This is a genomic window from Mesorhizobium sp. M0119 (assembly GCF_040322615.1).
Classification (GTDB): Bacteria; Pseudomonadota; Alphaproteobacteria; order Rhizobiales; family Rhizobiaceae; genus Mesorhizobium.
Map to the genome: position 1 here is coordinate 61,494 of NZ_JAMYTU010000022.1, position 23,762 is coordinate 85,255.

Below are 23,762 nucleotides of genomic sequence, written 5' to 3' on the forward strand. Positions count from 1 at the left end.
CTAGCGCCGCCGCAGCAGGTTCCTCATCCGGTTGCGCAGCAGGCGCGCCATGTTGCGGGTTTCGCGGTAGAGGTGAAGCTGCGAGGCCGCCTGGCGGGCGGAGCGGTCGGCGTCCGGCGTCAGCCCGATCACGAGCGTGCCCATCGGCTTGCGTTCGCTCCACAGCCGGCTCATCACCGGATGGTCGGGCACCGCGCAGGAATCGGTCATCATGATGTTGGGGTCGTCGAGATGCTGCCTGGTCACCTCGATCATCAGCAGTGTGCCCGGCGAATAGGCGGCGAGCGTCTCGTCATAGGCGGTCTTCCAGGTGTAAGCGACGCCGGTCTCGACGAAGACGACCAGGCAGGCGACGGTGCGGCCGTCGAGCGTCAGCGAATGGATACGGCAAAGATCCTGCTCGGCCAGCCGGTGCACCGCTTCGCGGGCGAAGGCGGCGCGGTAGCGGTCGATCGCCATGGCAGTGCGTTCGCGGCCTTTCCAGCCGGCAGCCTCCAGCGTCAGGAAATTTTCGATGGCGTGGCGGATCTCGTCGGGCCCGCGCGCCACGATATGCTCCAGCCGGCCGAGGTCGGCGAGACGGCGCTTCAGGCGGCGGAACTCGCGATAATGGTGGGCGCGCAGCGAAGCCTTCAGATACTCCTCGCCGTCGAGCTCGCTTTCGAGCACCGGGCGCTCGGCCTTGCCGGTGGTGACCAGCGTCAGGCCGCGCGTTTCCGCGACGCTGGCGAGCAGGCTCGCCACCGGGCCGTCCAGCCTTATGTCGGGCAGCACGAAGACTTTCGGCAGCTTCAGATGCGGCCTCGACAGCATCGCGAAGAAATCCTCGATGACGCCGATCGGATCGTCGCGGTCGACCAGCGGCGTGCCGATCGGGCCGAACGGGCTCGACCAGGTGCGCATGACGGGAACCCCGAGCGGCACCATCGGCCGCTCGACCGAGAACGGCACCAGCAGCCGCAGCCGGTTGCGATACTGGTCGCCGTCGCGGATGACCGCCAGCCGCACCTCGCGGTCCTCGAGCCTCGGCATGGCGGGCGCCAGGAAGCGCGGATTGAAGAAGACGTTGGGCTCGATCGTGCGGGTGCAGAGATAGTCGAGCTCCTCGACCAGGTCGAAGCCGGCGGAGGCCGGGTAGATGGCAAGCTTGCGCTCGGGCCGGTTGTTGGCGAGGATCTCGACATGGGCGGGATCGGCTTCGCGGGCAAGCCCGGCAAGGCCGGATACCATGGCGCCGGCCGGGCCGCCGCTGGTTTCCTCGAGCAAGGGGACGGCAGCCATCAGGCGGCTCCTTTGGCGGGCACGAAAATGACCATGGCGATACCGAGCTTGCGCCAGACCGTAAAGGACAGCGCGCCGGCCTCGAAGATCATGGCGAAGACGGTGGCCATCGCCGCACCCCACAGGCCGAACAGCGGGATCAGCACGACGCTGAGCGCGATGTTGAAGGCCAGCGTCATGGCATAGACAGCGGCGCAGATGTTCTGGTTGCCGCTCATGGTGAGCAGGCTTTCGCAAGGGCCGACGGCGGCCCGCGCGACGACGCCGAACACCAGCAGGAACAGCAGCGGATAGCCGGGGGAAAATTCCGGGCCGAACAGGGTCAGCATCGGCTCGCCCAGCGCCAGCACCAGCAGCGCCATCGCCAGCGACGGCCAGAAGGTCCACGACACGGTTTCGCGGGCGAAGGCGGCGAGCTTTTGCGGCTCGCCATGGGTGAACTGGGCATAGCGCTGGGCGACGCCGGCCTTGACCGCGAAATAGACGAAATGCACCAGCGCCAGCGTTTTGACCGTGGCGAAATAGACGGCGACGTCATTGGGATCGAGATAGGCGCCGACCATCAGCACGTCGGCATTGGTGAGCAGGAAGAAGAAGCTCTCGACCAGGAAGATCGGCAGCGAGACGATGAACCATTGGCCGAAATGCAGCTTCATCGGCCCGGCCGGGATCCGTCTGTCCATGCGCGAGGTGACGCCGATGAGCTGGCCGAGCGTGGTGGCATAGGTGGCGGCGATGGCGGCGAAGATCGCCGTTTTGGCATCGGGCGCGTAGCCCGCCAGCAGCATTAGCGCCATGAAGGCCAGGATCAGCAGCGGCCGCACCAGAAAGGTCGGCGACAGCGCGAGCAGCGCCCAGGAATTGGCCCGCGCCAGCCCTTGCAGAAGGTCGGACATGGCGATCATCGGCAGGCAGATGATGCCGAGGATGAACGGCACGACGTAATAGTTTTCGATATAGGACGACAGCAGCCAGACGCCGAGCGCGCCGAGGCCGGCGATCACGGTGGAGGCAACCAGCACGAACAGCCGGCTGGCCCGCACGATGCCGCGCAATTCGGCCATCATGCCGCGCTCGCGATATTCGGGAATGAAGCGGATGATCGAGGTGTGGAAACCGAGGCAGGCGAGATTGCCGACGATCACCATGGTCACCCAGACGAGGACGAAAATGCCGTATTCGAATGACCCCATCCAGCGCGCCATCAGGACCTGGCTGACGAAGGCGATGACGGCGCTGACGATGCGGACCGAAAAGGCGATCAGCGACATGCGGCCGGCCTCGCCGCGCGCGCTGGCGCTGAACAGCACGGCATCGATTAGGCCAAGCAGCGGCCCTATGCGCAGCGCAAGGCGCTGCGGCAAGAACCGCCCGGCTGTCGTCGCCGCGGAAAAATGCACCCCGATCACACTCCGTTTTCCGCCTCTTTTCTGGCTATGCGTCTAACGAAAACACATTAAGAAACGGTTGGGTGAGATTCCCTTCGCCCCGTCTCCATACGGGGAGAAGGTGCCGGCAGGCGGATGAGGGGCGGGGCTCTGCTTCATATTCATCATTCGCGCAACCCTTCACCCTGCTCGGTAGTGTCTCAGTTTGAAATACGCGGAAACGCCTATCTCGTTTGCCCCATATGCGAAAACGCCTATATGCCTAGCGGAATGCATGGCAGCAACAATGGTCTACACTGTCATCTGGTATGGAAGGCATGGCATCGTCGACAAGGTGATCTTCGACGAGGAGAAGACCGCGAAAGATCATGCAACCTCCATGTTCCAAACCCGAAAGGGTGACGATGGAATCGTGTCCGTTGAAGTTCGTAAGGACAACGGCGCTGTCGTCTTTAGCCATGCGGAGAACTAGTTTAGCCATGCCGAGAACTAGGAATGCCAACCGGACCTAAAGGCCAGAAGCGCCCCGCCGACATTATCGGCAATGCCGTTCGCGTCATGCGCATTGCCACTGGCGAGGAAGCCGACGACGTGATTGACGACGGCAAAGACCTGCCGCGAAAGCGCTGGGCGCGAAAGGCGGCAAGAAGCGGGCCGAGATTATGAGGCCAGAGCGTCGGGCTGAGATCGCCAAACATAGCCGCCAGTGAAAACCTGATCGCAGCATCTGCCGAAATAGGCTTTTGCAAGAATCTCTATCCCAGAAGAGGGATGCGTGGAATTCAACCAGCTAGGTGACCTCGAACGCCGTGCCCTGCGTCCCGGCAACGTCCACAGTGCCGACAGCAGGAAGGATGTTCTGGCACCATTTACCAGCTCACAAAGAAGCTCATCAAGATCGGTGCCGAGGTTATCAGCCATGGGCGTTATGTCGCCTTCCAGATGCGGAGGTCGCTATCCCGAGGCAACTCTTCACCGACATCCTGCGGCTGATCGCGGAACTCCGGCCATCGCCCATCCATCACCGGCGTGACCGGCCCGGTTGTCATGCGTTCCAGCAAAACCAGGGGAGAACTATGCCTTGAAGAAAGCGAAATCGATGTCCTCGGCCAGCAGCGGGCAGACATCATGGCTTTGGCGGATCACCAACGCCATTTTTGCCGGGGTCTGGTCTTGCAACTGGTGTCTTGCAACTGGTGCCAGTTTGCGCAAACCTCAGTCTCAACAGACTGGTAATCGGGTGGATGCCTGATTACCTGAATCTGGGAGGGGCGAAGTGCTAGGCGAGCCCATTACCGTTCTGATGGTCAATGAGTATCCTGACTACATTGATGCACAAGTATGGGCTGCTGAGCTGAAAACCCGTGTGCCGCAGCTGGAGTTCAGGCTTTGGCCAGACGCCGGGAACAAAAGTGACATAGATATTGTGCTGATCGACAAGGGCGCCAGTCCTGGCGTTTTTGATGCCATGACGGGGCTAAGCGCCGTCGTCTATTTGGGAGCCGGTGTCGAGGGTATTGATCTTCAGAGCTTTCCCAAGAGTGTTCCGCTCATCAGGCTCGCAACCCGTGAGCAGGCTTCGGAAGTGGTGCAGTACATCGTCCTTCGCGTTCTCTGCCAGCAACGGCATGTCGCGGATTACATGAGTCTACAAGCCCGCAAGTTGTGGAATCCGATCGCGCCGCGGAAGATCTCCGAGACAAGAATTGTTGTGCTGGGTGCGGGCCGGATCGGTGGCTGGGCCGCAAAGCTGTTTGCGGACTTTGGCTACGACACAGCAGTCTGGTCTCGTCATCAAAAGACGCTTCCTGGTATACACAGTTACTTTGGCCGTGCCCAGCTTGCGGACGCACTCACAAATCGGGACTACGTTATCGGTTCACTTCCCCTGACTGGTGACACTCGTGGGATACTGAACTCGAGTGCCTTTGGAAAAATGAAGCGAGGTGCCTACCTTGTGAATGTCGGCAGGGGCGCGCATGTCAACGAAGCCGTCCTGATCCGCGCTCTCGACGAAGGTCAGCTTTCTGGTGCTTGTCTTGACGTGTTTGAGCGTGAACCGCTGGAGGCTTCATCGCCGTTGTGGACTCATCCCAAGGTGACCGTCACACCTCATGTCGCGAGCTTCTGGGTGGATTCTGGAATCGACCAGGCCGCCGATCTCTGCGGTCAAGTCGCAAGAGGAGAGCCTCTGTCCAACAAGATCGACCTCGAACGGGGTTATTGAATCGAAGTAGTTTCTTTACCCACTTTAGCAGGTTCCGATCTTCATGAAGCGCGGACATCAGCGCGTGCGTCACCCGGCTATTAGATTTCAAACTGAAACACCACCGACGGTCGAGATACAGAAAATTCGAAATGCGTATTTTGGTATCGGCGGGACAGCGCCCCCTGTGGCCTGCCGGCCATCTCCCCCTCAAGTGGGGAGATCGACTAGTCGCCAACGCCTCTGCTGCCCCTCATCGCCCTTTTGGGGCACCTTCTCCCCGTATGACGGGGAGAAGGAAAGGTGGCGCTTACGCAAACGCCCCATGACAATGCTTGTACTTCTTGCCCGACCCGCACGGGCAGGCTTCGTTGCGGCCGACCTTGCCCCAGGTTGCCGGGTTCTTCGGGTCGCGGTCTTCGGGGGCGACGATGGCATTAGTCTCCTGGCGGACCAGGACGGCCGTCTCGCCGCCTTCGAAATCGTCTTCGCCAGTGCTGCCATCGATATGGCTGCCGAACATGTCGGGGGCTTCGGGCGGCGGCGCTTCCGCCGCCTGGCGGACCAGCTCGACGCGCATCAATTGCGCGGTGACGGCCTGGCGCAGATTGCCAAGCATCGCCTGGAACAGCTCGAACGCCTCGCCCTTGTACTCCTGCAGCGGATCGCGCTGGGCATAGCCGCGGAAGCCGACGACCGAGCGCAGATGGTCGAGATTGACGATGTGCTCGCGCCACAGATGGTCGAGCGTCTGCAGCACCACCGAGCGCTCGACATAGGTCATCACGTCGGGGCCGAAGCGCTCGGCGCGCTCCTTGGCGGCGGCGTCGGCGGCCTGGCTGATGCGCTCGCGGATGTCGTCCTCGGCGATGCCTTCTTCTTTGACCCAGTCCTCGACCGGCAGATCGAGATTGAGGAATTCGGCGATCTCGGCCTTAAGCCCGGCGACGTTCCACTGCTCGGCATAAGCGTTTTCGGGAATGTTCTTGGCGACGATCTCCTCGATGACGCCCTCGCGCATCTCGGCGATCATTTCGGGGAGACCCTCGCCGTCCATCAGCTCGATGCGCTGTTCGAACACCACCTTGCGCTGGTCGTTCGAGACGTCGTCATATTTCAACAGGTTCTTGCGGATGTCGAAGTTGCGCGCCTCGACCTTCTTCTGCGCCTTCTCCAGCGCCTTGTTGATCCATGGGTGGATGATCGCCTCGTCTTCCTTGAGGCCGAGCTTCTGCAGCATGCCGTCCATGCGCTCCGAACCGAAGATGCGCATCAGGTCGTCCTGCAGCGACAGGAAGAATTTCGAGCGGCCGGGGTCGCCCTGGCGGCCTGAGCGGCCGCGCAACTGGTTGTCGATGCGGCGCGATTCATGGCGCTCGGTGGCGAGCACGTAAAGACCGCCGGCGGCGAGCGCCTTTTCCTTCAGCCGGGCGATGTCGTCGCGGATTTCCTTTTCCCTGGCCTCGCGCTCGGGGCCGGCCGGCATGTCGCCAAGCTCCTCGGCGATGCGCATGTCGGCATTGCCGCCGAGCTGGATGTCGGTGCCGCGGCCGGCCATGTTGGTGGCAATGGTGATGGCTCCGGGTTTGCCGGCCTGGGCGACGATCGCCGCCTCGCGCTCGTGGTGGCGGGCATTCAGCACCTCGAAATCCTTAAACCCTTCCTTGCGCAGGCGTTCGGCCAGTTGCTCGGACTTTTCGATCGAGGTGGTGCCGACCAGCGTCGGCTGGCCCTTGGCGCGGGCTTCCTTGATCTCCTTGACGATCGCCTTGTATTTCTCCTCGACCGTCCGGTAGACCTCGTCGTCTTCGTCAATGCGGATGACCGGCAGGTTGGTCGGGATCTCGGTGACGTCGAGATTGTAGATGTTGGCGAATTCCTCGGCCTCGGTCAGCGCCGTGCCGGTCATGCCGGCGAGCTTCTTGTAGAGGCGGAAATAGTTCTGGAAGGTAACCGAGGCGAGCGTCTGGTTCTCCGGCTGGATCGCCACATGCTCCTTGGCTTCGAGCGCCTGGTGCAGGCCTTCCGAATAGCGGCGGCCTGGCATCATGCGGCCGGTGAACTCGTCGATGATGACGATCTCGCCATTGCGTACGATATAATCCTTGTCCCTCTGGAACAGCCGGTGCGCCTTCAGCGCGTTGTTGACGTGGTGGACGATGGCGACGTTCTCGACGTCGTAGAGCGACTCGCCCTTGAGCAGGCCGGCATCGCGCAGCATGTTCTCCAGCTTCTCGGTGCCTTCCTCGGTGAAGATCGAGGTCTTCTGCTTCTCGTCGATCTCGTAGTCCTGCGGCTGCAGCTGGATGATGAAGGTGTCGATGGTGTTGTACATTTCCGAGCGGTCCTCGAGCGGACCGGAAATGATCAGCGGCGTGCGGGCTTCGTCGACCAGGATCGAATCGACCTCGTCGACGATGGCGTAGCTGTGACCGCGCTGCACCATCTGGGCGCGCTCGTATTTCATGTTGTCGCGCAGATAGTCGAAGCCGAGCTCGTTGTTGGTGGCGTAGGTGACGTCGGCGGCGTAGGCGACGCGGCGCTCCTCGTCGGATAAGCCATGGACGATGACGCCGACCTTGAGGCCGAGGAATTTGTAGACGCGGCCCATCCATTCGGAGTCGCGCGTGGCCAGGTAATCGTTGACGGTGACGACATGGACGCCATTGCCGGCGAGGGCGTTGAGGTAGACCGGCAGCGTCGCCACCAGCGTCTTGCCTTCGCCGGTGCGCATCTCGGCAATGCCGCCATTGTGCAGCACCATGCCGCCGATCAGCTGCACGTCGAATGGGCGCATGCCGAGCACGCGACGGGCGGCCTCGCGCACGGTGGCGAAGGCCGGCACCAGGAGGTCGTCCAGGCTGGCGCCGTTGGCGATGTCCTGGCGGAATTTGTCGGTGCGGGCCTGAAGCTCGGCGTCGGAGAGCGCCCGCATCTCGTTTTCCATGGCATTGATCGCCTCGACGCGCGGCCGGGTCGATTTGACCCGACGATCGTTGGAGGAGCCGAAAACCTTACGGGCGAGACCGCCGAGACTGACCATCCAATGGCCCTTTCGATAGCATTCCAAGTCATTGCGACGGGCGCCGGCCGGCCCCATCAACTCCGCGTGAACGCGGGCAAACGCAAAAAGCGCCCGGAAAACGGTTCTGGACGCAAAGTCGTTGGACAGATAAGAGGGGGCTCATTCGATGTCAACGCCGCGCTCGCCCTGTCGACCGCGCCAAATTCCGCCACAATCCTGCTGGTCTGGAAGCCATTCCGCTCTAGCTACCCCGCTTTGGAGATAATCGTAATGTCCTTGTTGTTCCGCCGCGCGTCGCTCGCCAGCCTTGGTCTGGCATTCGGACTGTCGGCCCTCTCGCTGTCGCCGCTGATGGCGCAGGAAGCCGCCCCTGCCCAGCCGGCAGCACCCGCCCCGGCGGCCAAGCCGGTTGATCCGAACGCCGTGGTCGCCACCATCAACGGCCAGACGCTGACCGAGGCAGACCTTGGGCTTGCCGAGGGCGAACTGTCGCAGCAGTTCGCGCAGCTTCCGCCCGAGCAGCGCCGCGCCGCGGCACTGTCGGCGGCGATCGAAATCCGCGTCATGGCGGCTCAGGCGGTGACCACTGGCCTCGATAAGGATCCCGACTTCCAGCGCCGCATGGCCTTCCTGCAGCAGCGCGCGCTGCATGGCGAAATGGTCGAGAAGGGCGTCGTCGACAAGGTTACCGATGCCGAGGTCCGCGCCCGCTACGACCAGGAAATCGCCAACACGCCGCCCAGCAATGAGGTGCACGCCCGTCACATCCTCGTGAAGACGAAGGAAGAGGCAGACGCCATCATCAAGCAGCTCGACGGCGGCGCCGACTTCCAGAAACTCGCCAACGAGCACACCAGCGATCCGAGCGGCAAGACCAGCGGCGGCGATCTCGGCTGGTTCGGGCCTGGCCAGATGGTGCCGGAATTCGACAAGGCGGCGTTTGCGCTGGCGGTCGGCAAATACACCGAGCAGCCGGTGCAGTCGCAGTTCGGCTGGCACGTCATCAAGGTCGAGGACAAGCGCACCAAGCAGCCGCCGGCCTTCGACGAGGTCAAGGACCAGGCGCGCCAGGCGGTCATCCGCGACAAGTATTTCGCGCTGGTCAAGTCGCTGCGCGCCAACGCCAAGGTCGACATCCCCGATGCGAACCTGAAGAAGACGGTCGACGCACTGGAAAGCGCCAAATAGGCGAGGGCGATCACATCAATTATTGATGTCAGCGCTGCCCCTCATCCGCCTGCCGGCACCTTCTCCCCGTATAGTGACGGGGAGAAGGGGCTGGCCGCAGCCTTAGCACCCCTTCTGCAACGCAGGAGATTGGCGACATCCTTTGCGAAGGCGTTCCTTCTCCCTGTCACTATACGGGGAGAAGTGCCCGGCAGGGCGATGAGGGGCGGCGCCGACGCCAACAATTGAACGTCTGATTGTCTCCACGACGACCGGGTGCTTCCTCTGTCGCTTCTACCGAGCGATGATGCGTCGACGCCGCCGAACCGCCGTGGCGTCGCCGGCATCGTCAGCGAGAATGCCTTTCAAGATATAGCCGACCGCCCTGCGTAAGATCGCTTCGTCGTCGTCCAGGCGGTCTGTCAGAAGGTGCGCCCAGGCAAACGAGGCAATCAGGTCGGCGACAACAGCGGCATCGACGTCGGCTGCCACCTCTCCCCTTGCCTTGGCGCGCTCGACCATCTGGCTGGTGTGGACGCGACGCCGGCTTGCGTATTCGGCGAGGGCGGCGGCCGCTTTTTCGTCCGACTGCGCCTCGGCAATCAGCGATCTGAACACGCTGCCCGACGATGTGTCGCGCCAGTGCGCGAACAAGCTCTTCAGGAAGCCGACGAGATCCTGCTCAAGGTTCCCGGTATCGGGATTGTCGACGCGCTTTTGCCGTTGATAAACGTCGAGCAGCAGGGCGGCCTTGCTTGGCCACCAGCGATAGATCGTCGGTTTTCCCGCGCGTGCGCGCCGCGCCACCGCCTCGATCGAGAAGCCGGAATAACCGGCTTCGACCAGCACCGCCTCGGCGGCATCGAGAATGGCATCGGCGCTTTCGGGGCTGCGCCGTGCGCCGGCCGACTTGCGCCCGGGATCGGTGGTTTCGCCCATCTCTTCTTCCTTACCCGCGATTTCAGCAGCCACAATACACGACCTCTTGACGAAACGGAACGATCCGTTTTATATGTAACGAAACGTTCCGTAACGATAAGGAGAACAACAATGACTTCGACCGCCGCCACCCGCTTTTCGCGCCTGCGCTTCGCCCTGCTGGTGCTGCTCGGCGTCTATCCGCTGATCACTGCCATTTTGTACGTGGTTTTTCCGCTGACGCAGGAATGGCAAATCTGGCAACGTACGCTGGTCATCGCGCCGCTGATGGTCTCGATCATGATCTGGGGACTGATTCCGGGTGTGCAGCGGGCGTTTCGCGGGTTCATCAACCCAGCGGTCCGGTGATGTTCATTCCAGCGCTTGCGACGTTTCCGACGCAACGCGCCACGCGCCGTCAGTCATAACGAGTTCCAGCGTCACCCGCGCCTTGCCGGTCAGGCGCTGCGCCGATTTGTCCTTCGGCACATAATCGTAGCTCATGGCGAAAACCACGTCGGCACGATCCTTGCCGTGCGGCGTCACCTCGAGGCTGCCGGGCTCGAGACCGAACGACCACGACGCCCATTGCGCGAACCAGTCGGCCTTGACCTTGACGATGGCCTCGCTGTCGTAGCGCGTGCCGTAGATGGTGGCCGACGAACCGTAAAGCCGCTTGACAGTTTCGCGCATCGCCGTGGCATCAGGCGCCAGATAGTCCTCGCGCAGAAATTTTTCGATGGCACCCTTGTCGCCGACGGAGCGTTCGAGCGCAGCCATCTCAGACGCGGGCGCCGGGCTGACGGCCGGTTTCGGTTGCTGGGCAGTGTCTCGGCCCGGCACGAATTCGAAGCGCTCGAGCAGCGATCCCTGCTCCCACGGACGCTGCGCCTCGCGCGTTGCGGAAACGACGTCGCGGCGCACCGCGATCATCATGTCGTTGATGCTTTGTCCGGGTTCGGCCATATGCCGCAAAAGTGCCGCGGCAAAGGGCGAGTTGCGCCCCGTCCCGTCCATTGCGACAGCGCCGGGTGCCGTCGAGAAGGCGATGAACGAGCCGCGTGTCGACTCGAACTGGGCAAGGCCGGCGAGGGCCGTCGCCGAGCGTGTCGTGGCGCTGCGGCTGAGACTTCGGGCAAACGGGTTGTTGCGGCAGGCATCGAGGAAGACCAGGCTGACCTTGGTCTGCTGCTCCATGATGTCGAGAACCTCGTCGATCGGCACCGCCTCGAGCTGGAGCTTGACCGGCATGTCCAGCCTCGCATCGACCGGCACGATGAAGTTGCGCCCGTCGACCTGCAGGCCGTGGCCGGCATAGTAGAACAGCCCGGCACCGGCGCCCTGCAGCGCGTCGGAGAATTCGCCGATCTTGTGTTCGAGCTCGCGCTTGCCGAGATCGTTGCCTTCGATCACCTCGAAACCGATGGCGCGCAGCTTGTCGGCGATGTCGAGCGCATCGTTGACAGGATTGGCCAGCGTGCCGGCTTCGGCGTAGCTGCCGTTGCCTACCACAAGCGCTACGCGCCGCGCCGTCTGCGCATCCGCGCGCAGCAGCAGAAAGCCCAGAAACGCCAGTGCCAAGACCACAAGCCTGCCCATCGGGCAGGATCATAGCGCTATCGGCCGCAGCGACGTCAACAAATTTGCAACAGCCTTGCTTGCGGCATGAGGCGGTGTCAGGCGTCCGGCACCCGTAACGGCTGTGAAAACGCCTTGCGCCAGCGCCTGCTATCGGGCAAACCGGCGTTCCTTTCGCGATTTTTCCCGCCCGGGGTCTTCCATGTCCACACAGGTTTCGCCGCTCGCGCCGAAGAAATATCCCAAGATGCCGGTGATCGAGGGCGTGCGCATCGCCACCGCCGAGGCCGGCATAAAATACAAGAACCGCACCGACTTGCTGGCCATGGTGTTCGACGCCGGCACCACCGTCGCCGGCGTCTTCACCAAATCAAAGTGCCCGTCGGCGCCGGTCGATTTCTGCCGGCAGAACCTCACCGCTGGCAAGGCACGCGTGCTGGTCGTCAATTCCGGCAATGCCAATGCCTTTACCGGCCAGAAGGGCCGGGCCTCGACGGCACTCACGGGCGAGGTGGCGGCGAAAGCGGCCGGCTGCACAGCGGGCGAGGTGTTCCTGGCCTCGACCGGTGTCATCGGCGAACCGCTCGACGCCGGCAAGTTCAGCCATCTGCTGGCCGGGCTGGTCAAGGACGGCAGGCCGGAATTGTGGACCGAAGCCGCCAAGGCGATCATGACCACCGACACCTATCCCAAACTGGCGACCGCGACGGTCAAGCTCGGCGATGCCGACGTCACCATCAACGGTATCGCCAAGGGCGCCGGGATGATCGCGCCCGACATGGCGACGATGCTTTCCTTCATCGCCACCGATGCGCCGATCGCAGCACCGGTGCTGCAGGACCTCTTGTCGCGCGGCACGTCCAAGACCTTCAACGCGGTTACCGTCGACAGCGACACCTCGACCAGCGACACGCTGCTGATGTTCGCCACGGGTGCTGCCGCCAGGCGCGGCGCGCCGGCTATTTTCGACCCCAAGGATGCGCGCCTCGGCACGTTCCGCCGTGCCCTCGGCAAGGTGCTGAAATCGCTGGCACTGCAGGTGGTGCGCGACGGCGAGGGCGCCCGCAAGCAGGTCGAGGTCACCGTCACCGGGGCCAAATCGGCCCGCTCGGCCAAGCGCATCGCGCTGTCGATCGCCAATTCGCCGCTGGTCAAGACGGCAGTCGCCGGCGAGGACGCCAATTGGGGCCGCGTCGTCATGGCCGTCGGTAAGGCCGGCGAACCGGCCGACCGCGACCTTCTGTCGATCTGGTTCGGCGACAACCGCCTGGCGTATCAGGGCGAGCGCGACGCCGCCTATTCCGAGGAGGCGACTTCGGCGTATATGAAGCGCGACGAGATCCGCATCCACGCCGATATCGGCATCGGCCGCGGCAAGGCGACGGTGTGGACCTGCGATCTCACCAAGGAATATGTCGCCATCAATGGCGATTATCGGAGCTGATGGCGTTGGCTTCCAGACATCCGGCAAGCGTGTTGGCGATCGTGCGCCGCTACGAGGCGGCGGGCTTTCGCGCCTGGCCGGCGGCCGCTGTCCATTATGACGGCACCTGGGTGGTGCGGCTGACGGCCGGCCATCCGGCCAAGCGGCTGAATTCGGTCAATCCGCTCGATCCGGGCGACATCCAGCATATCGCCGAGCGCATCGGCCGCGCCAGCCGCCGCTTCGACGCCTATGGCAGGCCGCTGACCTTTCGCATCTCGCCGCTGTCGGGGCCTGATCTTTCAAAGTACCTCGACAGCGAGGGCTGGAGCACATTCGCTGAATCGCTGGTCATGCGGCTGCCGTTGGCGGACGCCGCGCTCGAAGATGCCATGGACCAGATTCCGCTGAAGGACATCAGCCGTTTCATCGGCGCGGCGCTCAAGGTGAGCGGTTCGCATGTGTCGCTGCGGCCGGGCCTGTCGGAGATCATCGGCGCCATCCAGCCGGAGGCGGGGCTGTTTGCGCTGGAGGCCGGCAGCGAGCCGCTGGCAACGTTGATCTGCGTGCATGACGGCGACCTTGCCGGGCTTTTCGAGATCGCCACCGACAGATCGGTGCGCAACCAGGGCCATGGCCGCCACCTCATCCGGTCGGCGTTGAAATGGGCGCGGCTGCGCGGGGCGCGGGAAGCCTGGCTGCAGGTCGAGGCGGACAACGCGCCGGCGCTGGCGCTCTACCGTTCGCTCGGATTCGACGAAGTCTATCGCTATCACTATCGCCGGCCACAAGGCGCATGAGCGGCTTGGATACGGTCGGCAAACGCCTACTCCTGGTCGCGGCCTGCGCGCTGGTCGATGCTGACGGGCGCGTGCTTTTGGCGCAGCGGCCCGAAGGCAAGCAACTCGCCGGCCTGTGGGAGTTTCCGGGCGGCAAGGTCGAGCCTGGCGAGACGCCGGAACAATGCCTGATCCGCGAATTGTACGAGGAGGTCGGCATCGAGACCGACATCCCTTGCCTGGCGCCACTCACCTTTGCCAGCCATTCCTACGATGATTTTCACCTGCTGATGCCGCTGTTCGTCTGCCGTCGCTTCCGTGGCATTGCGCAGCCGAAGGAAGGCCAGGTGCTGAAATGGGTGCGGCCGCGCCAGATGCGCGATTTTCCAATGCCGCCGGCCGATGCCCCGCTGATCCAGTTCCTCATCGATCTGCTGTAACGGCCGACCTCCGTAAACCGGGCAGCTCCGCAACGCGATATCGGCAGCGTTAATGAAAGATTTATCTGGCCGTGAAAAATTGACGCAAGGCGGTTACGCCGATTCCACCGCTGGGGAGCGATTTGCATGAGCTTCGACAAGGACTGGGACTCGCCTTGGCCCGACCGCCTTCCTGGCGCCGCCAATGCCGGCATGGGAATACTGCGCATCACCCTTTTGTTCGGCTCGGCCGCGGTGGCGCTGGCGTTGATCGCGACGCCCTACCTCGACAGCCGGACCCGGTCGCAGTTTGCCCGCGACGGCCTTGATACGATGAGCACCGGCTCGATCGGCCAGCGCGATAGCTATACGCTACGCAAGAGCGTGCTGCAGCCGCTGCCCAGTTCGGTCTGCGTTATACGGGCCGATGGCAGAAGCAGCGGCGACTGCTGACGTCCTCAACAGATCTCTACAATGCAGCTGTTTCACTGCCCGTTAAGCCTGTCGCGTTAACCTTTCTTAACGGGTCGGCGCTAGGTTCGGGCAAGAGGGATGGGCGCCCATGAAAGTCTTGCTGCAACGATTTTTAGAAGACGAGAGGGGTGCGACGGCTATCGAATATGGTTTGATCGTTGCCGTGCTGTCGCTTGCCATTGTCGCTGGCGTCGGCCGGGCTGCCGGTGCGATTCAGTGGCTATTCAGCGACAACAGCAGCAAGCTTGCCAACGCTTTTGCGCAGTGACCCGCTTAGTTTTTGCGTGGGATACGCTTAGCTTTTTGCGCAAGGATCCGGTCAGGGGCCGCCGGGATTTTCCAGGATCGTCTTCAGCGATATTTTTGCGGAGCCCGGCTTCAGCGGTTTTTGCTGAGAGGCATCGGGCGCCCAGCCTGACATCCAGACCACCGAGAAACTCGCCCTGACGCGGCCATCGGCATCCGAAAACCGCTCCGCATAGATTTCGGCGGCGCGCGCGAACAGCGCTCGCGTGCCCGGCCGCCTGCTGCGGTCGACAAGCGCGCTGGTCTCGCCCATGGCGCGCAGGTCGGCGACCAGGCCAAAGAGGGAATCGTAACGCACCGTGATCGTCTCGACGTCGGCAACCGGCAGCGCCAGGCCGGCGCGCTGCAGCAGCGCGCCGGCGTCGCGGACGTCGGTGAACGGGATCACACGCGGGCTGGCGCCGCCATAGAGCTCGGTCTCGGCGGCAAGCAGGCTTTCGCGCAGCTCGGAAAGCGTGCCTGTGCCGGCGAAAGCGCCGAGAAAAAGCCCGTCCGGCTTCAGCGCCCGGCGGATCTGCACCAGCATGCCGGGAATGTCGTTCATCGCCTGCAGCGACAGCAGCGACACTGCGAGGTCGAGGCTTTCCGGCTCGAATGGCACGGTTTCCAACGGCGCCACCACTCCTGGCTGGCCGCCCAGGAAAGCGGCGTCGGCTTCGACGCGCACGTTTTTCGTCACCTTGCCGCTTTCGGCGAGCACCTCTGCTGCTGCCGGCGTCTGGCAAAACAATGAGGCCGCCTTGCCGAATCTACGCTCGACAGCGCCGAGCCGGTCGGCAAGATCCTCGGCTGCCCGCCGCATGAGGAAATCCGCGCCGGCGATGGGACGGGCCAGTGCCCGGCGCTTGCGCGCCAGCCAGAGCGAGGTGTCGATTACAGGCTGCAATGGGCAGGTCCTTGTGCTTCGCTCTCTGATATAGTGATGCGGAGGACCAATCACGTGGCCGATCCAATGCCAGAGATCAAGCGTATTGCGATCAAGAGCATTGCCCGAAAGGCAGTGGGCTGGCCGGCGCGCCTCTTGTTCCCGCCGGTCTGCGCCGGCTGCCGCCGCCATGTCTCGCAGCCCGGCGTGTTGTGCGGCGCCTGCTGGCCGAAACTCAGGCTGCTGGAACGGCCATGGTGCCCGGTGATGGGCACGCCGTTCACCCACAATATGGGTGAGGGGTTCCTGTCGGCAGAGGCGATAGCCGACCCGCCGCCGTTCGAGCGCGCGCGGGCGGCGGTCGCCTATTCCGGCGTTGCCCGCCAGATGGTGCAAGGGCTGAAATACCAGGATCGGACCGATCTGGCGCCGTGGATGGCGCGCTGGATGCTTCGCGCCGGTGCCGAACTCATCGCCGAGGCCGACGTGGTCGTGCCGGTGCCGCTGCACTGGCGGCGTTTCTTCAGGCGGCAGTTCAACCAGTCGGCGGAACTGGCGCGGGCCGTGGCGCAGCTCGGGGAGCGGCCTTTCGCGCCATCAGCCATCAAGCGCGTCAAACTCACGCGCCAGCAGGTCGGGCTGGAGCGGCGGGAACGCGAGGAAAATGTTCGCGCCGCATTCAAAGTGCCTGACGAGGCGGAGATCGAAATCGCCGGCCGCCGGGTGCTATTGATCGACGATGTCTACACCACCGGCGCCACCGTCCGCGCGGTCGCCAGGGCATTGAAGAAGGGCGGTGCCGGCGCGGTCGACGTATTGACCTTCGCGCGCGTGCTGCCGGGGGACTTTCGGGCCGACGAATCGGCGCCTATATAGCCTATATGACAGCGGAACGAGGCAGGGTTGCTGACCGATGGTCGATGTGACGATCTACACGCGGATGATGTGCGGCTATTGCACCGCGGCCAAGCGGCTGCTCGACAGGAAGGGTGTCGCCTATATCGAGCACGACGCCTCCTTCTCGCCGGAACTGCGCCAGGAAATGATCTCCCGGGCCCATGGCCGTTCCACCTTTCCGCAGATATTCATCGGCGGCACACATGTCGGCGGCTCCGACGATCTCCACGAATTGGAGGCTGAAGGACGGCTGGACAGATTGCTCGCTAACGGCTCGACCAGATAAGGACATGACCATGGGTGCCATCAAGTCGGGGGGTGCTTTCAAGGCGGCGGCGATCCAGATGCGTTCGGGAACCAGCCCGGAGCGCAATGCGGTCGATCTGGAACGGCTGGTGCGCCAGGCGGCAGGCCTTGGCGCGACCTATGTCCAGACCCCGGAAATGACCGGCGCTCTGATCCGCGACAGCCAAGCGCGGGCCGCTTCCTTCACCTCCGAAGACAAGGACATCGTCGTCTCGACGTCGCGGAGGCTGGCCAGCGAGCTCGGAATCTTCCTGCATGTCGGCTCGACCGCCATTCTGCGCGCCGACGGCAAGCTTGCCAACCGCGCCCTTCTGTTCGGGCCGGACGGCGCCACGATTGCCACCTACGACAAGATCCACATGTTCGATGTCGATCTCGACAATGGCGAGAGCTGGCGCGAATCCGCCGCCTATGAGCCAGGCACCGAGGCCGTCGTTGCCGAAATCAATGGCGCGAAGCTCGGCTTTGCCGTCTGCTACGATCTGCGCTTTCCGCAGCTGTTCCGTGCCGAGGCGCTGGCCGGCGCCGATCTGCTTTCGGTGCCCGCCGCCTTCACCCGCCAGACCGGCGAAGCGCATTGGCATGTGCTGCTCAGGGCGCGCGCCATCGAAAACGGCGCCTATGTGGTTGCCGCCGCGCAAGGCGGAGTGCACGAGGACGGCCGCGAAACCTATGGCCATTCGTTGATCGTCGATCCTTGGGGCCGCATCGTCGCCGAGGCTGCCCATGACGAGCCGGCGGTGATCGTCGCCGAGATCGACGCGGCGCAGTCAGTCGCCGCGCGCAAGAAGATACCGAATCTCAAAAACGCACGCGATTTTGCCGTAAACGCCGGTTCGGCGGAGGCAATGCCGCTCAGGGGTGCCGCCTCTTGATCCGCTTTTCCCTGATCTGCGAGCACGAGCACGAATTCGAGGCCTGGTTCCGCAGCAACGACGATTTCGACACACAGAAGAGGCGCGGTTTCGTCGATTGCCCGGCCTGCGGCTCGCACAAGGTCGAGAAGGCGCTGATGGCGCCTGCCGTCTCGACCGGGCGCAACCAGGAAAAGATCGCGCTGGCCATGGGCGAGGCGCAAAAGCAGGCGCTGGCCCAGCTCAAGGCCATGGCGGAGAAGGTGCGCGAGAACGCCGACTATGTCGGCGACAAATTTGCCGAGGAAGCGCGCAAGATCCACTTTGGCGAGAGTGATCCACGCGGCATCTATGGCGAGGCGACGCTGGAGGAGGCCAAGAGCCTCGCCGATGACGGCGTCGAGTTCTTGCCTATTCCAAGCTTCCCCGACGACCGCAACTGATCCGTCAACCTGCTCCAGACATAGCGAGGCATCTCTTCGCCAGGCAGCGCCGTGATCGTGAAAGTCGGCGCCGTCACCTGCGACAGCCGACCGGCTGCGTCGGGAGCGGCGATGCTGCCGCCCCCTTCACCAGCGTTCGCAGTTTCAGGCCGAGCAGCAAGGATGGGCTTCTCGGGTAATCGTTTCGCTTTTTCCTTCATGCCCACTGCTTGACGGGCTTGCTTCACTGGACGGGCTTGCTTCCGCATAGGCTGCAAACTGGCGTTCAAGCGCCTTAACCGCACTGCTGCGCCAGCCCTCCGCCAGGGATTCCGACATGGGATCGGGGAAGATTTCCTCCTCGCCGTTCTCCACGCCGTCCAGGATTGCCCGCGCAACAGACTCCGGAGAGGCCTTCGCTATGTCCAGGCCCCGGGTCATGTCCGTGTCCACGGGGCCGGGAAGGACCCTGTGGACGCTGACACCCCGTCCGGCCAGGAGGGTGCGCAGCGACTGTGACAGGGAGAATGAGGCCGCCTTCGAGACCGAGTAGGCCGGACTGAACGGCACGGCGGCAATCGAGGCCAGCGACAGAATGTTGACGATGGCTCCCCGCGACCGGGCCAGCAACGGCAGCAGAGCCTGGGTAACGTCATACGAGCCGAAGAGGTTTACGGCGAGCTGTTGTTCGAGCACACGACGGTCGCTGAGGTCATCGAAGGGCGATACGCCGGCGTTGTTGATGAGGATATCGAGAGCATCGATCTTCTCGATGGCCGCCCGGATCTGCGCGGCATTGGTTACATCCATGGTCAGGGACGTCACGCGCCGGTCTGGGTGGGCCATGGTTTGGCGGGTTGCGGCATAGACACGCTTTACGCCTCTGCTCAGGGCTTCCTCGACCAGTGCCCGACCGATGCCCCGATTGGCTCCAGTCACCAGGATGGTTGAACCTTCGATCTTCATTGCGTCTCTCCTAATGCTTATCGTTGCGTTCGAACTCAGTGCACAATCGCGCCGCAACTCAGGTTGGCTACAGTCGCCGTTGTCGATACGACTGGTTGGTGAGATGGACTTAGCGCCGGACGTCGAAGCCATGGGAGTGACAAGTGTGACGGGATTCCGATGGACTCGCTGATCACAGCCGCGGCGCATGCGCTTGCGGCGGGCGATCCGCTCGGCGCCTTGAAGCGGGTTGCGCTGCGCGACGATGCGCCGGCACTGGCGTTGCGCGGTATCGCGATGGCGCAGCTTGGTGACCTGGTTCGGGCGAAGGTTCTCCTCAAGAGGGCGGCGCACGCATTCAGCCCGAGGGAGGCAGTGGCCCGCGCGCGGTGTGTCGTCGCCGAGGCCGAGATCGCGCTCGTCTCGCGCGACCTCGCCTGGCCGGCCAAGGCGCTCGACGCCGCGCGGGCGACGCTTGAAAAGCATGGCGACCGCGTCAACGCCGCGCATGCGCGCAACCTCGAAGTTCGGCGCTTGCTGCTGATCGGCCATCTCGACGAAGCCGAGCGCAGGCTGGACGGCTTCGATCCCTCGCCGCTGCCGCCGGCATCGCGGGCCGCCCACGAGCTGGCTGTCGCCGGCATCGCCATCCGCCGCTTGCGGACCGGCCCTGCGCGCGCCGCACTTGGCGTGGCGGCGCGGGCGGCGCGCGCGTCCGGCATCCCCGCGCTGATGGCGGAGGTGGAGAGCGCATCGCTGGTGTTGGACACGCCGGCCGCACGCCTTGTCGTGCGTGGCGAGGAACGGCCCCTCCTGCTCGACGAAGTCGAAGCCCTCCTGGCGTCGGGGGCGCTCGTGGTGGATGCGTGTCGCAATGTCGTTCGAGTCGCAGACACCGTCGTCTCGCTGGCGACCCGACCGGTGCTGTTCGCGCTGGCCCGTGCGCTGGCCGAAGCCTGGCCGGGGGACGTGGCAAGATCGACGCTTATTGCGCGTGCTTTCCGCGGAAAGGACGCGGACGAATCACATCGCGCACGGTTACGGGTCGAAGCCGGGCGGCTTCGCGCGGAGCTTCGGACGTTGGCCGATGTGAGTGCGACGAAGCGGGGCTTTGCGCTGGCGCCGCGCCGCGCAGGTGAGGTCGTCGTGTTGGCGCCGCCCGTCGAAGAAGAGCATGCCGCCGTACTCGCCTTCCTCGCCGACGGCGAGTCTTGGTCGAGTTCGGCCCTGGCGATTGCGCTTGGAGCCAGTTCGCGTACCGTGCAGCGGGCGCTCGAGCAGCTCGCCCAGGCCCGCAAGGTGCAGTCGTTCGGCCGCGGGCGGGCGCGTCGCTGGATGACCCCGCCGCTGCCGGGTTTCCCGACAATCTTGTTACTCCCTGGCCCACTGCCGGGCTACTAGGATGGAATTATGAAACGATCCGCAGCCGAAATCCTCCGTGAATATGGACCCTTTCCGGGTGTCGACCACGTGGACGGCGTTACCTTCGACGGTGAGCATGTCTGGTTTGCGTCAGGCGACAGATTGAACGCCTTCGATCCGGCGAGCGGCAAAGTGGTGCGCTCGATCGATGTTGCGGCACACGCCGGAACGGCCTTCGACGGCCAGCACCTCTATCAGATCGCCGAGGATCGCATCCAGAAGATCGATCCGAAGAATGGCCAGGTGCTGGCGTCGATCCCGGCGCCTGGCAATGGCGGTGATTCCGGGCTCGCCTGGGCCGAAGGAACGCTCTGGGTCGGGCAGCACCGGGGCCGAAAGATTCATCAGGTCGATCCCGAGACAGGAGCAATCCTTCGCACCATCGTTTCCAACCGCGTCGTTACCGGGGTCAGCTGGGTCGACGGCGAGCTTTGGCATGGCACCTGGGAGGGTGAGGAGAGCGATGTCCGGCGGATCGATCCTGAAACGGGAAAGGTCCTGGAGAAGCTCGATATGCCGCCGGGAACAGGCGTGTCGGGGCTCGAATCCGATGGCGGTGACCAGTTTTTCTGTGGCGGCGGAAACAGCGGCAAGATCAGAGCTGTTCGCCGCCCCAAACGTGGCTCGGCGGCCAAGATTTGAGCTTTTCCATCCCTCGGCCCGCCGCTTGGCCGGTTCGGTTAGTTCAGGCTCGCTATCAGTTTTTCGAGCAGGCGTGCGAGCATGATCTGCTCCGGGCGTGCTAACCCAGAAAGTATCTGGTGCTCGTTGGCGACGTGGGCGGCCACCGCCTCGTCGATCAGAGCGAGGCCCTTCCCGGTCAGTTGCACAACAATCCCGCGGCGATCGTCAGGATGCGGCCCGCGCGTGATCAAGCCGGATTTCTCGAGCCGATCGAGGCGGTTGGTCATCGCGCCCGACGTCACCATTGTCGCCTCGTAGAGAGCCGTCGGCGTCAGCGCGTATGGCGGCCCGGAACGACGCAGCGTCGCCAGCACGTCGAATTCTCCGGATTGCAGCCCGTAACTTGCAAACAGCGGCGCCAGCCGCTCTCGTGCGATCAGCGAGGCGGCCTCGCTCAACCGTCCGAGCACGGCCATTGGCGAGACATCGAGATCCGGCCGTTCCTTTTTCCATTGCTCGATCGCTTTTGCTGCGCGATCCATGTCTCTCACCGTTATGTATCTTGACGTGAAGAATCTTTACCTTATCTTACATCAGCTTGCGATATTGGCCAAGTGCCGCGAACGGGCGACGGGACGGTGCGATGAAATTTCTCTGGGACTCGGCGCTTGGCCTTCTGGTCGTCACCGGCGGCCTGCTCGGCCTGACGCTGCCGTTCGGCAAGATCGCGACGGCGGCCGCCGTGCCCGCCATGGTCTGGGCCTTCGTCATCTCGCTTGGTGCCGGCGGCGTGCTTTTGTGCGCATTGCTGCTCAACGGGAAGCGCATGCGGCTTACGCCGCACAGACTGCGCTATTTCTTCGTCACCGCGGCCGTCTCCTACGCAATCCCCAATCTGCTGATGTTTTCAGCCATTCCGCATCTGGGTGCCGGTTACAGCGGCATCATGTTCACGCTGTCGCCGGTCGTCACGCTGGTGTTCTCGATGCTGCTCGGCGTCAGGCGCCCGACCATGCTGGGCATCATCGGCATTGCCGTCGGTTTCGTCGGCGCAGTCATGGTGGCGGTGACGCGCGGCGAAGCGGGCCAGCCGGCCGAATTTTTCTGGGTGGCGATGGGCCTGCTCATCCCGGTCAGCCTCGCCGCCGGTAACATCTACCGCACCGTCGACTGGCCCGAAGGCACCGGCCCGATCGAGCTTGCCGTCGGCAGTCATCTGGCAGCAGCCTTGATGCTGTTTTCCGGCATTCTGGTCCTGCTGGGCGGCAATGCGTTCGGCTCGCTCGGCGGCGTGCCGCTGGTCGCTGCGGCACAGGTGGCATCAGCCTCGGCGATGTTCGCCTTCTTCTTCCGGCTGCAAGCGGTCGGCGGCCCGGTCTATCTCAGCCAGATCGGCTATGTCGCGGCGGCGGTCGGGCTGTTTGCCGGGACCCTCTTCCTCGACGAGCGCTATCAATTGCTGACCTGGGCCGGTGCCATCATCATCACCGCCGGCGTGTTCATCACCACCAAGGCGCAAAGCCAGAAGACATAGGGCCAGACGGCGTAAGGTTCAGACGGATGCCTTCTCCGCCAGCACCATGTAGTTGACGTCCATGTCCTTCGAGCGCTGCCAGCGGTCGGCGAGCGGGTTGTAGGTGACGCCGGTGCGGTCGATGACGGTCAGGCCGGCGCCGGAAAGCGCCTTTTCGAGTTCCTCGGGGCGCACCAGCTTGCCGAACTGGTGGGTGCCGCGGGGCAGCCAGCGCAGCACGTATTCGGCGCCGATGATGGCCAGGCCCAGGGCCTTCAGGGTGCGGTTGATGGTGGCGACGAACATGATGCCGCCAGGCTTGACCATCTCGCCGCATTTGGCCAGGAACAGATCGACATCGGCGACATGCTCGACCACTTCCATGTTGAGGACGACGTCGAATTTTTCGCCGGCGTCGGCCAGATCTTCCGCGGTCGTGGCGCGGTAATCAACGCTCACGCCGACTTCCGCCGCATGCAGCTTGGCCACTTCGATGTTGGTGACTGAGGCATCGGCGCCGACCACTTCGGCGCCAAGCCGCGCCATCGGCTCGCACAACAGCCCGCCGCCGCAGCCTATGTCGAGGAAGCGCAGGCCTTCGAACGGCCGTGCCGCACGCGGATCGCGGCCGAAGCGAGCTGCCACCTGGTCACGGATATAGGCAAGCCGGATCGGGTTGAACTTGTGCAACGGGCGGAACTTGCCGTTCGGGTTCCACCATTCGGCGGCAAGGGCGGAAAAGCGTTCCACCTCTCCGGCATCGATCGTCGATCGTCGGGGCTCAGGCATGGCGTGGTCTCCTCGGACGCTAGGAAGTCGGGCGCGAGGCTGCGAATGTCAAGGCGCGAAATTCACCGCCGGCGGCGCGACGCGCGCGATGCCTGCCGGTGCCGCCTTTTGCCGGCTGCATTTGTGTCAGCACGTGTCAGTTGATGGTGTGCCGGAAGGAA

The 23,762-nt window shown here is 63.9% G+C and carries 27 protein-coding genes and 1 pseudogene; 18 read left to right on the plus strand and 10 right to left on the minus strand.

Annotated elements, in window-relative coordinates; genetic code table 11:
* Positions 1-1,281, minus strand: a complete 1,281-nt coding sequence (locus NKJ40_RS20425; protein WP_352467584.1) for a GNAT family N-acetyltransferase — start codon at positions 1,279-1,281, stop codon at positions 1-3.
* Complete coding sequence (locus NKJ40_RS20430) at positions 1,281-2,681, minus strand: lipopolysaccharide biosynthesis protein (protein ID WP_352467619.1); 1,401 nt, start codon at positions 2,679-2,681, stop codon at positions 1,281-1,283. Before NKJ40_RS20430 ends, NKJ40_RS20425 begins: the two co-directional genes overlap by 1 nt.
* A gap of 274 nt (positions 2,682-2,955) precedes the next feature.
* Between NKJ40_RS20430 and NKJ40_RS20435 the strand changes: the two genes are divergently transcribed.
* The 3 genes and pseudogenes from NKJ40_RS20435 to NKJ40_RS20445 all read left to right on the plus strand — a co-directional run.
* Positions 2,956-3,141, plus strand: a complete 186-nt coding sequence (locus NKJ40_RS20435) for a hypothetical protein (protein WP_352467585.1) — start codon at positions 2,956-2,958, stop codon at positions 3,139-3,141.
* 23 nt (positions 3,142-3,164) lie between these two features.
* Positions 3,165-3,335, plus strand: a complete 171-nt coding sequence (locus tag NKJ40_RS20440) for a hypothetical protein (protein ID WP_352467586.1) — start codon at positions 3,165-3,167, stop codon at positions 3,333-3,335.
* Between the two features lie 210 nt (positions 3,336-3,545).
* Positions 3,546-3,754: pseudogene (locus NKJ40_RS20445) on the plus strand (hypothetical protein); the annotation flags it as partial.
* Here NKJ40_RS20445 and NKJ40_RS20450 read toward each other — a convergent pair.
* Positions 3,744-3,881, minus strand: a complete 138-nt coding sequence (locus NKJ40_RS20450; RefSeq protein WP_352467587.1) for a hypothetical protein — start codon at positions 3,879-3,881, stop codon at positions 3,744-3,746. The pseudogene NKJ40_RS20445 and the gene NKJ40_RS20450 sit on opposite strands and share 11 nt — an antisense overlap.
* A 64-nt stretch (positions 3,882-3,945) precedes the next feature.
* On the opposite strand from NKJ40_RS20450, the gene NKJ40_RS20455 reads away from it, so the two are divergent.
* The gene (locus NKJ40_RS20455) at positions 3,946-4,896 is read left to right on the plus strand and encodes an NAD(P)-dependent oxidoreductase (RefSeq protein WP_352467588.1); all 951 of its coding nucleotides are present in this window, start codon (positions 3,946-3,948) and stop codon (positions 4,894-4,896) included.
* 289 nt (positions 4,897-5,185) lie between these two features.
* Here NKJ40_RS20455 and secA read toward each other — a convergent pair whose 3' ends face one another.
* Positions 5,186-7,918: a preprotein translocase subunit SecA gene (gene secA, locus NKJ40_RS20460; RefSeq protein WP_352467589.1), complete on the minus strand. Its 2,733-nt coding sequence runs from the start codon at positions 7,916-7,918 to the stop codon at positions 5,186-5,188.
* Positions 7,919-8,170: 252 nt separating this feature from the next.
* Between secA and NKJ40_RS20465 the strand changes: the two genes are divergently transcribed.
* A complete protein-coding gene (locus tag NKJ40_RS20465; protein ID WP_352467590.1) occupies positions 8,171-9,088 on the plus strand; it encodes a peptidylprolyl isomerase in 918 nt (305 codons plus the stop codon).
* A gap of 273 nt (positions 9,089-9,361) precedes the next feature.
* Here NKJ40_RS20465 and NKJ40_RS20470 read toward each other — a convergent pair whose 3' ends face one another.
* Positions 9,362-10,006 carry a TetR/AcrR family transcriptional regulator gene (locus NKJ40_RS20470; RefSeq protein ID WP_352467592.1) on the minus strand — a complete coding sequence of 215 codons (645 nt, stop codon included), beginning with the start codon at positions 10,004-10,006 and terminating at the stop codon, positions 9,362-9,364.
* 111 nt (positions 10,007-10,117) lie between these two features.
* Between NKJ40_RS20470 and NKJ40_RS20475 the strand changes: the two genes are divergently transcribed.
* Positions 10,118-10,354, plus strand: a complete 237-nt coding sequence (locus NKJ40_RS20475; protein ID WP_352456657.1) for a putative antibiotic biosynthesis monooxygenase — start codon at positions 10,118-10,120, stop codon at positions 10,352-10,354.
* Between the two features lie 3 nt (positions 10,355-10,357).
* On the opposite strand, the gene NKJ40_RS20480 is transcribed toward NKJ40_RS20475, so the two are convergent.
* Entirely contained in the window at positions 10,358-11,584 is a 1,227-nt protein-coding gene (locus tag NKJ40_RS20480) for a caspase family protein (protein WP_352467593.1), read from the minus strand.
* Between the two features lie 181 nt (positions 11,585-11,765).
* Between NKJ40_RS20480 and argJ the strand changes: the two genes are divergently transcribed.
* The 5 genes from argJ to NKJ40_RS20505 all read left to right on the plus strand — a co-directional run bounded on the left by argJ (position 11,766) and on the right by NKJ40_RS20505 (position 14,926).
* Positions 11,766-13,007: a bifunctional glutamate N-acetyltransferase/amino-acid acetyltransferase ArgJ gene (argJ, locus tag NKJ40_RS20485; RefSeq protein WP_352467594.1), complete on the plus strand. Its 1,242-nt coding sequence runs from the start codon at positions 11,766-11,768 to the stop codon at positions 13,005-13,007.
* The gene (locus NKJ40_RS20490) at positions 13,007-13,786 is read left to right on the plus strand and encodes a GNAT family N-acetyltransferase (protein ID WP_352467596.1); all 780 of its coding nucleotides are present in this window, start codon (positions 13,007-13,009) and stop codon (positions 13,784-13,786) included. The genes argJ and NKJ40_RS20490 overlap by 1 nt, the downstream gene beginning before the upstream one ends.
* Positions 13,783-14,205 carry a (deoxy)nucleoside triphosphate pyrophosphohydrolase gene (locus NKJ40_RS20495; protein ID WP_352467597.1) on the plus strand — a complete coding sequence of 141 codons (423 nt, stop codon included), beginning with the start codon at positions 13,783-13,785 and terminating at the stop codon, positions 14,203-14,205. The genes NKJ40_RS20490 and NKJ40_RS20495 overlap by 4 nt, the downstream gene beginning before the upstream one ends.
* Positions 14,206-14,331: 126 nt before the next feature.
* Positions 14,332-14,637 carry a hypothetical protein gene (locus NKJ40_RS20500; protein WP_352467598.1) on the plus strand — a complete coding sequence of 102 codons (306 nt, stop codon included), beginning with the start codon at positions 14,332-14,334 and terminating at the stop codon, positions 14,635-14,637.
* A gap of 109 nt (positions 14,638-14,746) precedes the next feature.
* A complete protein-coding gene (locus tag NKJ40_RS20505; protein WP_352467599.1) occupies positions 14,747-14,926 on the plus strand; it encodes a Flp family type IVb pilin in 180 nt (59 codons plus the stop codon).
* A gap of 51 nt (positions 14,927-14,977) precedes the next feature.
* Here NKJ40_RS20505 and NKJ40_RS20510 read toward each other — a convergent pair whose 3' ends face one another.
* Entirely contained in the window at positions 14,978-15,850 is an 873-nt protein-coding gene (locus NKJ40_RS20510) for a methyltransferase domain-containing protein (protein WP_352467600.1), read from the minus strand.
* Positions 15,851-15,904: 54 nt separating this feature from the next.
* Here NKJ40_RS20510 and NKJ40_RS20515 point away from each other — a divergent pair, with 54 nt between their 5' ends.
* From NKJ40_RS20515 to NKJ40_RS20530, 4 genes are read left to right on the plus strand one after another with little or no spacing between them, the layout of a single operon-like run.
* The gene (locus tag NKJ40_RS20515) at positions 15,905-16,705 is read left to right on the plus strand and encodes a ComF family protein (protein ID WP_352467601.1); all 801 of its coding nucleotides are present in this window, start codon (positions 15,905-15,907) and stop codon (positions 16,703-16,705) included.
* A gap of 37 nt (positions 16,706-16,742) precedes the next feature.
* On the plus strand, positions 16,743-17,012 hold the full coding sequence (gene grxC / locus NKJ40_RS20520; protein WP_352467602.1) for a glutaredoxin 3: 270 nt from the start codon (positions 16,743-16,745) through the stop codon (positions 17,010-17,012).
* Positions 17,013-17,022: 10 nt separating this feature from the next.
* Positions 17,023-17,907, plus strand: a complete 885-nt coding sequence (locus NKJ40_RS20525; RefSeq protein WP_352467604.1) for a carbon-nitrogen hydrolase family protein — start codon at positions 17,023-17,025, stop codon at positions 17,905-17,907.
* On the plus strand, positions 17,904-18,329 hold the full coding sequence (locus NKJ40_RS20530) for a DUF1178 family protein (protein ID WP_352467605.1): 426 nt from the start codon (positions 17,904-17,906) through the stop codon (positions 18,327-18,329). The genes NKJ40_RS20525 and NKJ40_RS20530 overlap by 4 nt, the downstream gene beginning before the upstream one ends.
* Before the next feature lie 144 nt (positions 18,330-18,473).
* On the opposite strand, the gene NKJ40_RS20535 is transcribed toward NKJ40_RS20530, so the two are convergent.
* Positions 18,474-19,274, minus strand: coding sequence for an SDR family NAD(P)-dependent oxidoreductase (locus NKJ40_RS20535; protein ID WP_352467606.1), 801 nt, complete (start codon positions 19,272-19,274; stop codon positions 18,474-18,476).
* A gap of 159 nt (positions 19,275-19,433) precedes the next feature.
* Here NKJ40_RS20535 and NKJ40_RS20540 point away from each other — a divergent pair, with 159 nt between their 5' ends.
* Together NKJ40_RS20540 and NKJ40_RS20545 are read left to right on the plus strand one after the other, a co-directional pair.
* Positions 19,434-20,654, plus strand: a complete 1,221-nt coding sequence (locus NKJ40_RS20540; RefSeq protein WP_352467607.1) for a helix-turn-helix domain-containing protein — start codon at positions 19,434-19,436, stop codon at positions 20,652-20,654.
* Positions 20,655-20,663: 9 nt separating this feature from the next.
* On the plus strand, positions 20,664-21,317 hold the full coding sequence (locus tag NKJ40_RS20545; protein WP_352467608.1) for a Vgb family protein: 654 nt from the start codon (positions 20,664-20,666) through the stop codon (positions 21,315-21,317).
* 38 nt (positions 21,318-21,355) lie between these two features.
* On the opposite strand, the gene NKJ40_RS20550 is transcribed toward NKJ40_RS20545, so the two are convergent.
* Positions 21,356-21,841, minus strand: coding sequence for a MarR family winged helix-turn-helix transcriptional regulator (locus NKJ40_RS20550; protein ID WP_352467609.1), 486 nt, complete (start codon positions 21,839-21,841; stop codon positions 21,356-21,358).
* 101 nt (positions 21,842-21,942) lie between these two features.
* On the opposite strand from NKJ40_RS20550, the gene NKJ40_RS20555 reads away from it, so the two are divergent.
* Entirely contained in the window at positions 21,943-22,833 is an 891-nt protein-coding gene (locus NKJ40_RS20555) for a DMT family transporter (RefSeq protein WP_352467610.1), read from the plus strand.
* Between the two features lie 18 nt (positions 22,834-22,851).
* On the opposite strand, the gene ubiG is transcribed toward NKJ40_RS20555, so the two are convergent.
* Entirely contained in the window at positions 22,852-23,601 is a 750-nt protein-coding gene (ubiG, locus tag NKJ40_RS20560) for a bifunctional 2-polyprenyl-6-hydroxyphenol methylase/3-demethylubiquinol 3-O-methyltransferase UbiG (RefSeq protein ID WP_352467611.1), read from the minus strand.
* Between the last annotated feature and the right edge of the window lie 161 nt (positions 23,602-23,762).

Coding starts and splice junctions, on each gene's coding strand:
- NKJ40_RS20435 (WP_352467585.1), top strand. CDS start 2,956: ATGGTCTACACTGTCATCTGGTATGGAAGGCATGGCATCGTCGACAAG.
- NKJ40_RS20505 (WP_352467599.1), top strand. CDS start 14,747: ATGAAAGTCTTGCTGCAACGATTTTTAGAAGACGAGAGGGGTGCGACG.
- ubiG (WP_352467611.1), bottom strand. CDS start 23,601: ATGCCTGAGCCCCGACGATCGACGATCGATGCCGGAGAGGTGGAACGC.
- NKJ40_RS20480 (WP_352467593.1), bottom strand. CDS start 11,584: ATGGGCAGGCTTGTGGTCTTGGCACTGGCGTTTCTGGGCTTTCTGCTG.
- NKJ40_RS20545 (WP_352467608.1), top strand. CDS start 20,664: ATGAAACGATCCGCAGCCGAAATCCTCCGTGAATATGGACCCTTTCCG.
- secA (WP_352467589.1), bottom strand. CDS start 7,918: ATGGTCAGTCTCGGCGGTCTCGCCCGTAAGGTTTTCGGCTCCTCCAAC.
- NKJ40_RS20440 (WP_352467586.1), top strand. CDS start 3,165: ATGCCAACCGGACCTAAAGGCCAGAAGCGCCCCGCCGACATTATCGGC.
- grxC (WP_352467602.1), top strand. CDS start 16,743: ATGGTCGATGTGACGATCTACACGCGGATGATGTGCGGCTATTGCACC.
- NKJ40_RS20540 (WP_352467607.1), top strand. CDS start 19,434: ATGGACTCGCTGATCACAGCCGCGGCGCATGCGCTTGCGGCGGGCGAT.
- NKJ40_RS20525 (WP_352467604.1), top strand. CDS start 17,023: ATGGGTGCCATCAAGTCGGGGGGTGCTTTCAAGGCGGCGGCGATCCAG.
- NKJ40_RS20465 (WP_352467590.1), top strand. CDS start 8,171: ATGTCCTTGTTGTTCCGCCGCGCGTCGCTCGCCAGCCTTGGTCTGGCA.
- NKJ40_RS20490 (WP_352467596.1), top strand. CDS start 13,007: ATGGCGTTGGCTTCCAGACATCCGGCAAGCGTGTTGGCGATCGTGCGC.
- NKJ40_RS20550 (WP_352467609.1), bottom strand. CDS start 21,841: ATGGATCGCGCAGCAAAAGCGATCGAGCAATGGAAAAAGGAACGGCCG.
- NKJ40_RS20555 (WP_352467610.1), top strand. CDS start 21,943: ATGAAATTTCTCTGGGACTCGGCGCTTGGCCTTCTGGTCGTCACCGGC.
- NKJ40_RS20475 (WP_352456657.1), top strand. CDS start 10,118: ATGACTTCGACCGCCGCCACCCGCTTTTCGCGCCTGCGCTTCGCCCTG.
- NKJ40_RS20535 (WP_352467606.1), bottom strand. CDS start 19,274: ATGAAGATCGAAGGTTCAACCATCCTGGTGACTGGAGCCAATCGGGGC.
- NKJ40_RS20425 (WP_352467584.1), bottom strand. CDS start 1,281: ATGGCTGCCGTCCCCTTGCTCGAGGAAACCAGCGGCGGCCCGGCCGGC.
- NKJ40_RS20495 (WP_352467597.1), top strand. CDS start 13,783: ATGAGCGGCTTGGATACGGTCGGCAAACGCCTACTCCTGGTCGCGGCC.
- NKJ40_RS20500 (WP_352467598.1), top strand. CDS start 14,332: ATGAGCTTCGACAAGGACTGGGACTCGCCTTGGCCCGACCGCCTTCCT.
- NKJ40_RS20470 (WP_352467592.1), bottom strand. CDS start 10,006: ATGGGCGAAACCACCGATCCCGGGCGCAAGTCGGCCGGCGCACGGCGC.
- argJ (WP_352467594.1), top strand. CDS start 11,766: ATGTCCACACAGGTTTCGCCGCTCGCGCCGAAGAAATATCCCAAGATG.